Genomic DNA, 8,931 nt, shown 5'->3' on the forward strand with positions numbered 1-8,931 from the left:
GTATAACAAAGCTCATTTAGAGGTGTGAAAATTTGATATTTTCTCTAATTCATTAGATTTATTGGAGCAGTGATCTATATGTTAATTAGTCAAAACATAAATTCCATTTACGAAAATTTTAAAAATTCAGATTTTTTTGTTTGTATAAATTAAGTTGGAAAATAAATTTAAAATTACAACATATGTAAGCCTTTACATCAGAAAAAAGAGAAGTTATACTATAAGTGGTTATAACCAGTTGGAGGTGCTCGAGTGAATAAAAAAAATACAGCGTTGTACTTTAAAGTATATGAATCTATTCGGGAAGGAATCGAGTCAGGAACTTATGCAGAAGGGGATAAGCTACCTTCTGAAAGAAAACTTTGCAAAGACTTTGAGGTTAGTCGTATTACAGTTAGAGAGGCTTTAGAACTTTTAGAGAAAGAACAATTTATCAAAAGAGAACATGGTAAAGGTTCATTTGTACTAGGTAATCAATATACACAATTTTTAAATGAATTATATAGTTTTAAGGATGAAATTGAAAAGAATGGTGATAAAGCGAGTACTAAAATGTTAAGCATTCAAGTTATCTCTACGTCACCATTTCTTCAAGAAAAAATGGGACTCAAAGATGGGGATCGTGTATATGAGTTAAAAAGACTACGTTTATCAAATGATACGCCACTTATTTATGAAGTGAGTTATTTACCTGTATATCTTTGTGATGGATTAGATAGGTTTGATTTTAATAGCGTCTCACTTTATGAAACGTTGAATCAGCATTACAATATTCAAATTACTAATGCATATGAAAACTTAGTAGCAAGAAAACTTAGTAAGAAACATGCAGTTCTGCTAAATGGTAAAGAGGATGACAGTTCTATGTATATTGAACGTTTTAGTTATGTCGATAATGCGATTATCGAATATACCCAAAGTATTACCGGAAGCAATAAATATAAATATACAGTCAAATTGATGTAAAGGTAAAAACAACAAGGAGGTTATTGTTGTGTTAATTCAAACAGATACTTATAAAGAAATAAAGCACCAACCTGAGATGTGGCGATGTACAGCCGATATCGTTGCTCAAAAAATTGAAAGCTTTAAAGCATTTATTAAACATATCGAAGAAGTAAATCAAGAGAAAAAGTTAAAAGTTTTGTTTACAGGTGCCGGTTCTAGTGCTTATGTAGGTGATGTCGCACGCATGGCCTGTCAAACAAGTATTTTAAAATCATTTGAATTTGAGTCTGTTCCAACGACTCATTTTGTGACAAATCCAGAGGTATATATACAGGAGGATACAGCTTATTTAATTGTCTCATTTGCACGTTCGGGTAATAGCCCAGAGACAAAAGGGACCGTTGAAATTGCGAATCAACTGACAAAGCATGCGTATCACTTGTATATCACAAACAATAAAGAAGGATTTTTAGGGGCCTCTGAAGAAAATGATCATGTTTTTAAAATAGTCCTTCCTGATGAAACGAATGATAAATCATTAGCGATGACGTCTAGTTTCTCAACAATGTTATTTGCGGTTTATGTCCTATTTGGCGGAACTTACCACGACTCATTTTTCGACATCGCGCATGATAATTTTGATTGGATTGAAAAACAAGCGGAAGCAGTTAGTCAATTAGACTATTCGAAGGTCTTTTATGTCGGAACAGGATTAATTGGAGAATTAACTAAAGAAGTGAGTTTGAAGTTAAATGAACTGACATCGGGTCAAATTGAGATAGCTCGAGAAACAACCCTTGGTTTTAGACATGGCCCTAAAGCCGGTTTAAGCGAGGATGCCATATTTATTATGTTACGCAGTAATAATAACTATATACGTCAATATGAAGTAGACCTCATAGAAGAGGTAGACCAAGTAAAAGATAAATATCAAATCGTAGTGCTTGATGCTCAATATGAACAACGACCTCATACACTAACGGTACCGCAGTCATCAAGTCTCTATGATTTTGAATTAGCATTACTTTACTTAATATTTGGCCAACTACTTGCTGCGAAGAAATCTGTAGCTTTAGGTTTAAATCCAGATAATCCGAGTCCGGATGGATTTATTAATCGTGTTGTTAAAGGTGTCACAATCTATCCCTTGGAAACAACGAACTAAACCCACACTTTTAACCCATCAGTAAACCTTACTTATAATATTTAATTGATAAAAGTTGATAATAAAAACGAGGTAGAAGGGAGCGGTTGTAATTGAGAACAAAAGATTTAAGTAAATTAGTAGATAAAAACGGAATTTATGCAGCGATCGCAGTAGATCAACGCGGAGCATTAATGAAGCTTTTAGGTGATAAGGGAACCCCTGAGAATTTGACGTTGTTTAAAAAGCTTGTCGCTGAAACATTGACTCCAGAAGGCTCAAGCTTTCTAGTGGATCCAGAGTTTGGGACAGAGGCGATAAAAGAAAATGATGCGCATTCTGGCTTGATTTTAGCTTATGAACAAACAGGATACCTCAAAGAACAACCTGGTCGCTTACCACGACTCATTGAAAATCAAAGTGTAAGACGTTTAGTACAAATGGGTGCCGATGCCATCAAGTTTTTACTTTATTACGATGTGGATGAATCAGAGGAAATTAACCAAAAGAAACAAGCGATGATCGAGCGCGTGGGTTCAGAGTGTCAAGCAGAAAACGTGCCATTTTTGTTAGAGATTTTAACATATGACGACACAATAGGCGATGAAAAAGGTGAAGCATTTGCTAAAGTAAAACCGCACAAAGTCAACCAAGCGATGGAATTGTTTAGTGAGCCACGCTTTGGGGTGGATACATTAAAAGTCGAAATACCTGTAAATATGAACTATGTTGAAGGGTTTGGTTCAAAAGTCATAATGACACAAGAGGAAGCGGCTCAAGCCTTTAAAGCGCAAAGTGAAGCGACCGACCTGCCTTATATTTATTTGAGCGCTGGGGTGACTGCACAGCTATTCAATGATTCACTTGTATTTGCATCTGAACATGGCGCTCGTTTTAATGGTGTACTATGTGGGCGTGCAACTTGGAAAGGTGCCACAGAGGTGTTAATGAACGATGGAGAACAAGCGGCACAGGAGTGGTTAAAGAATGAGGGACTAAAAAATCTTACTGCCCTTAATCAAGTGAATCAGAGCACGGCAACACCTATTCGTTAATAGAACAGGAGGTCATGCCATGAGTCGATTTAAAATTGAAAAGGACTTTTTTTTGGACGATATGCCTTTCAAAATATTATCTGGAACAATTCATTATTTTAGAATCCCTAAAGAGGACTGGTATCATTCTCTATATAATTTAAAGGCACTCGGATTTAACACAGTTGAAACGTATGTCCCTTGGAATTTTCACGAGATGATTGAAGGAGAATTTGATTTTACGGGTCATAAAGATGTAGGACTTTTCTTAAAAACGGCACATGATTTAGGTTTATATGCCATTGTAAGGCCGTCCCCTTTCATCTGTGCAGAATGGGAATTTGGAGGTTTACCCGCGTGGCTATTGAATGATAGAAATATGAGAATTCGCTCACGTGATCCTAAATTTTTAGAGAAAGTCGAAAAATACTTTCATGAGTTATTTAAAATTTTAACGCCCTTACAAATCGACAACGGTGGTCCGATTATCATGATGCAAATTGAAAATGAATATGGTTCATTTGGTGAAGATGCAGAATATTTACGTGCCATTCAAGACATGATGATAAATGAAGGCGTTGTGGTGCCTTTTGTGACGTCAGATGGGGCATGGGCGCAATGTTTACGTGCTGGAAGCATGATTAAAGATAATGTTTTACCCACTGGTAATTTTGGCTCTCGTACCCAACAAAATTTTGAAAATTTGAAAGCCTTTCATCAAGAATATGGCAAAACATGGCCGTTAATGTGTATGGAATTTTGGGACGGTTGGTTCAATCGCTGGGGAGAAGACATTATTAAACGAGATGGTCAAGATTTGGCAAATGAAGTGCAAACGGCCATTGAAATGGGTTCAGTAAATTTGTATATGTTTCATGGAGGCACCAATTTTGGTTTTTGGAACGGATGTTCAGCACGTGGAACGAAAGATTTACCTCAAGTGACCTCATACGATTATGATGCGCCTTTAGATGAGGCAGGTAACCCGAATGATAAATATTTTGCCTTACAAAAAATGCTGAAAAAATCGCTACCGTCTATTGAACAATTTGAGCCGAAAATCAAAACGTTCATGGAAGTTAAAAATATTCAATTAGCTGGTAAGGTAAGTTTATTTGAAATTTTAGAGGACATTTCCCATAAAACACTCCATTTTTATCCGCAAACGATGGAAGAAGCGGGCACAGGATATGGATATATGTTGTATAGAACCACTATTAAAAAAGAAACAGATAAAGAAAAGTTCCGTATCGTTGATGCTAGAGACCGTGTCCATTTTTACGTGAATCAACAACTGGAATATCAGGCATACCAAGAGGAGATTGGAGATCAGTTTGAAGTCGCATTGGAAGATAATGTAACGATAGATATTTTAGTTGAAAATATGGGACGTGTGAATTATGGCTACAAATTGCTTGCAGCGACGCAACGCAAAGGTCTAGGCCAAGGTTTAATGCAAGATTTACATTTTGTTCAGAACTGGGAACACTATGATATTCATTTTGAGTTACTTAAGGAAGAACATTTTGAAAATACATGGCATGCCAATCATCCTGCTTTTTATAAGTATGTGTTTGATGTTGAGCATCCCGAAAATACACATATCGATATGAATCAATTTGGAAAAGGAATCGTATTGGTAAATGGATTTAACATTGGTCGTTATTGGAATATAGGGCAGACACAGTCTTTATATATTTCAAAAGCTTTATTAAAAGATGGAAAAAACGAGATTGTCATTTTTGATACAGAAGGAAAATTTAGTGAATCTATAAATTTATTGAAAAAAGCACAGTTTTCAAATTAAAAAAGGAGAGATGTATTATGGCAATTATTGCAAATAGAATTGACGGAAGACTGATTCATGGACAAGTCGCAAACTTATGGGCAACTAAATTAAATATTAGTCGTTTTATGGTCATTGATAATGAAGTCGCACAAAGTGATATTGATAAACAGGCGCTTAAATTAGCGACACCCGCTGGGATTAAATTAAGTGTGTTACCTATAGAAAAAGCGGCTCAAAATATTAAAAATGGTAAATACGATTCACAACGTGTGATGATTATTGCGAAACGCCCAGATCGATTTGTTGAACTTGTGCGTCACGGTGTGAAAATAGAGGAACTCAATGTCGGCAACATGTCCCAAACAAATGAAACACGCTCAATCACAAATTCAATCAACGTAATGGAAGAAGATATTGAAAACTTTCAAAAATTAAAAGATGAAGGTGTAAAAATTATTTCTCAAATGGTACCAAACGACAAAGCTGTAGATTTTATGACATTAATTAAAGAGTAAATAGGGGGTGTTTGCTATGGAAATTATGTGGTGGCAGATACTATTATTAACAATTTATGCTGGTTATCAGATTCTTGATGATTTACAATTTAACATTTTTGGTCATCCTGTGTTTGCAGGAATTGTATCAGGTTTAATCATGGGTGACATAACTACTGGCCTAATCATTGGTGGTGGGATGCAGTTAACTATACTTGGTGTTGGTACTTTTGGGGGTGCGTCTCGTATTGATGCAAACTCTGGAACAGTTTTAGCTGTAGCATTTTCTGTAGCGCTAGGTATGAACCCACAACAAGCACTTGCTACATTAGCGGTTCCTGTAGCCAGTTTAATGATTCAAACGGATATCCTTGCACGATTTACCAATACATTTTTTGCTCATCGTATTGATGCGAAAATTGAGCAAATGGATTACAAAGGTATTGAACGTAACTTCTTATACGGCGCAATTCCATGGGCATTATCTCGTGCGATACCTGTATGTTTAGCACTTGTGTTCGGTGGTGGGGTAGTGAAAAACATCGTGAATTATTTAAATGGAGACTTAAAATGGCTTGGGGATGGTTTAACTGTAGCAGGAGCGCTATTACCAGCAGTTGGTTTTGCAATATTATTGCGTTATTTACCATTAAAGAAGCATTATCCATATTTTATTTTAAGTTTTATTATTACAGCTATTATGGTTACAGTATTTGATGGATTGTCAGGAATAGGTACAGCCTTGTCAGGATTAGATAAAAAGTTTGATATGACTTTCTCTTCGTTACCTATGCTTGCTATTGCTGCAATTGGCTTTGCTTTTGCTGCCTTAGAATATAAGCGCTCATCTACACCAACAGCAGTTTCAACAACTTCTAATAGCCAAAATAATCAAAATAATCAAAATATTGATGGTGGAGGAGAGATTGATGATGACGAATTATGATCAAAATAAAATCAATATATCTGAAACTGCTGATACTGAGAACATGAAAAACACTGAAAAGCTAACAGGCACACCACCGAAAACACCATACCAACTCACTGATAAAGACTTTAGACAAATCAATATTAGAAGTTTATTTTTCTATCAGTTGGGCTGGAACTATGAACGTATGCAAGGTTCAGGTTATTTGTACACAATTTTACCTCAGTTACGTAAAATATATGGCGATGATACACCAGAACTTAAAGAAATGATGCAAACGCATACGCAATTTTTCAACACTAGTAACTTCTTCAATACCATTATTACAGGTATTGATATCGCAATTGAAGAAAAAGAGCAATTTGCAGCTAAAGAATCTATCAAGGGGATAAAGGTAGGGCTTATGGGACCATTTGCTGCAGTCGGTGATGCCATTTTTGCCTCTTTAATTCCTACAATTTTTGGGGCAATCGCTGCAAATATGGCCCAAGATGGCAATCCATTTGGTGCATTATTATGGTTTGTGGCCACTTTAGCGATTATTGTCTTCAGATGGAAACAATTGAAGTTTGCCTATAAGGAAGGGATTTCGTTAGTTACAACCATGCAACATCGACTTGAAGCATTAACTAATGCGGCAACGTTATTAGGTGTATTTATGGTAGGCGCATTAGTAGCCACAATGATACGTGTTAAATTTGCATGGGCACCTAAAATTGGTGATTTAACGATTAATATTCAAAATAATGCGGATATGATATTACCACGTTTATTACCGCTTATTATTGTTTTTGCAATTTATTGGTTGTTAGGTCGAAAAAATATGAACTCTACTAAAGCCATATTTATCGTGATTATTGTTTCTATTATTTTATCTGCATTAGGCGTTATTACTAATATTTAAAAGGATGGGTAGATTATGGAAAAATTGATTTTAGTCAGCCATGGCTCATTTTGCGAAGGCATAAAAGACAGTGTTGAAATGATACTCGGTCCTCAAGAAAATATATATACGGTAGCCTTGACACCTGAACAAGGTCAAGAAGATTTTGAAAGTCATTTTAAAGCCCTTGTTCATGAGGAAGATGAGATTGTAATCTTCGCAGATTTACAAGGAGGTACACCTGCGAATACGGTATCAAAGATGATTATGCAAGGAGAAAATTATCAACTCTACACGGGTATGAATTTACCTATGATTATTAGTTATATTAATGCACAAATGATTGGCCAAGAAGAAGATTATACACAAAAAGCAAAAGATGGGATAATTCACATTAATGATCTATTAACTTCTGACGATGAGGATGAATAAAGAAAATATTTATGAAAAGAAGGTATACTATGTCTTATGCAATCGTGAATGGCTCAATATACACGGAAACAGGTCGGATTCCTAAAGGATATCTCATTATTGAAAATGACACGATTAAAGAAATTAAAGAAGGTCCTTATACAGGTGACTTAGAAACCATTGACGCAGAGGGGCAACATATACTCCCTGGATTTATAGACATACACATTCATGGAGGATATGGTGAAGATGCGATGGATGCTTCCTATACAGGACTGCAACACTTAGCCTCTCAGTTGTTATCAGAGGGAACGACCTCCTTTCTTGCCACAACAATGACGCAGTCGACTCAGGCAATCGAGCGTGCGCTAAAAAATATTGTCAAAGTGCAACATGACCAAAAAGGGACAGAAGCGGCTGACATTATCGGTGTCCATTTAGAAGGCCCCTTCATTTCTGAACATAAAATAGGCGCACAAAACCCTAAATTTATTCAGAGACCCACGCCAGATCAATTACAACATTTACAAAATGTAGCCCAGAGTCAAATTAAAATCGTGACCATTGCACCTGAAGTTGAAGGGGCTGAAAAAACAATTAAAGCCATGAAAAATGACGTTATTTTTTCAATGGGGCATTCAGAGGTCACGTTTGATCAAGCCAACCATGCTTCTGAAATAGGGGTTAAACATGTCACACATCTTTATAATGCCGGAACACCTTTTGTCCATCGTGATCCTGGAATGTTCGGCGCAGCATGGTTAAACCCGAATATAAATTATGAAATCATTGTTGATGGCGTACATTCACACCCAGCGTCAGTAAAGATTGCCTATAAACAAAAAGGGGCAGATCATCTATACTTAATTACTGATGCGATGCGTGCGAAAGGCATGCCAGACGGCTGTTACGACCTTGGTGGACAAGATGTCATCGTGAAAGACAATGAAGCACATTTAAAAACAGGTTCATTAGCAGGTAGTATTTTAAAAATGAACGAAGGATTAAGAAATTTAATAGCGTTTACTGAAGACTCATTAGAAACACTTTGGAGATGTACAAGTTTTAATCAAGCTAAAGTGTTAGGTATTGATGATAAAAAAGGTAGTATTAAAGAAGGTAAACTTGCCGATATTGTGATTCTCGATGAACACATGCATGTGAAACAAACTATTAAAAGTGGCTATGTCCATCAATTTTAAAAATTATATAGAAATCCCTTTAAGTGTTTATATTATAATAACATTTAAAGGGATTTTAATTTTTAATAACATCAAGAGAGGATTGTCAAAGCGTGATT

At 35.8% G+C, this 8,931-nt stretch carries 9 protein-coding genes; all 9 read left to right on the forward strand.

The features are described from left to right. Positions 1-252: 252 nt before the first annotated feature. The 9 genes from CD172_RS06465 to nagA all read left to right on the forward strand — a co-directional run bounded on the left by CD172_RS06465 (position 253) and on the right by nagA (position 8,833). On the forward strand, positions 253-966 hold the full coding sequence (locus CD172_RS06465; protein WP_103345831.1) for a GntR family transcriptional regulator: 714 nt from the start codon (positions 253-255) through the stop codon (positions 964-966). 28 nt (positions 967-994) lie between these two features. Next, positions 995-2,113 (forward strand): SIS domain-containing protein, encoded by a 1,119-nt coding sequence (locus CD172_RS06470; protein ID WP_103345832.1) that lies wholly within the window; start codon positions 995-997, stop codon positions 2,111-2,113. 92 nt (positions 2,114-2,205) lie between these two features. Beyond that, positions 2,206-3,147 (forward strand): tagatose 1,6-diphosphate aldolase, encoded by a 942-nt coding sequence (locus tag CD172_RS06475; protein WP_103345833.1) that lies wholly within the window; start codon positions 2,206-2,208, stop codon positions 3,145-3,147. 19 nt (positions 3,148-3,166) lie between these two features. Continuing rightward, positions 3,167-4,933 (forward strand): glycoside hydrolase family 35 protein, encoded by a 1,767-nt coding sequence (locus tag CD172_RS06480; protein ID WP_103345834.1) that lies wholly within the window; start codon positions 3,167-3,169, stop codon positions 4,931-4,933. Positions 4,934-4,950: 17 nt separating this feature from the next. Continuing rightward, positions 4,951-5,430, forward strand: a complete 480-nt coding sequence (locus CD172_RS06485) for a PTS sugar transporter subunit IIB (RefSeq protein ID WP_103345835.1) — start codon at positions 4,951-4,953, stop codon at positions 5,428-5,430. A 16-nt stretch (positions 5,431-5,446) separates the two neighbouring features. Beyond that, positions 5,447-6,355, forward strand: a complete 909-nt coding sequence (locus CD172_RS06490) for a PTS mannose/fructose/sorbose/N-acetylgalactosamine transporter subunit IIC (protein WP_103345836.1) — start codon at positions 5,447-5,449, stop codon at positions 6,353-6,355. Next, entirely contained in the window at positions 6,342-7,241 is a 900-nt protein-coding gene (locus CD172_RS06495; RefSeq protein ID WP_103345839.1) for a PTS system mannose/fructose/sorbose family transporter subunit IID, read from the forward strand. Before CD172_RS06490 ends, CD172_RS06495 begins: the two co-directional genes overlap by 14 nt. A gap of 15 nt (positions 7,242-7,256) precedes the next feature. Further along, the gene (locus tag CD172_RS06500) at positions 7,257-7,652 is read left to right on the forward strand and encodes a PTS sugar transporter subunit IIA (protein WP_103345837.1); all 396 of its coding nucleotides are present in this window, start codon (positions 7,257-7,259) and stop codon (positions 7,650-7,652) included. Between the two features lie 29 nt (positions 7,653-7,681). Continuing rightward, the gene (gene nagA / locus CD172_RS06505; protein WP_103345838.1) at positions 7,682-8,833 is read left to right on the forward strand and encodes an N-acetylglucosamine-6-phosphate deacetylase; all 1,152 of its coding nucleotides are present in this window, start codon (positions 7,682-7,684) and stop codon (positions 8,831-8,833) included. The last annotated feature ends 98 nt before the right edge of the window (positions 8,834-8,931 follow it).

Source organism: Staphylococcus agnetis (assembly GCF_002901865.1).
GTDB lineage: Bacteria > Bacillota > Bacilli > Staphylococcales > Staphylococcaceae > Staphylococcus > Staphylococcus agnetis.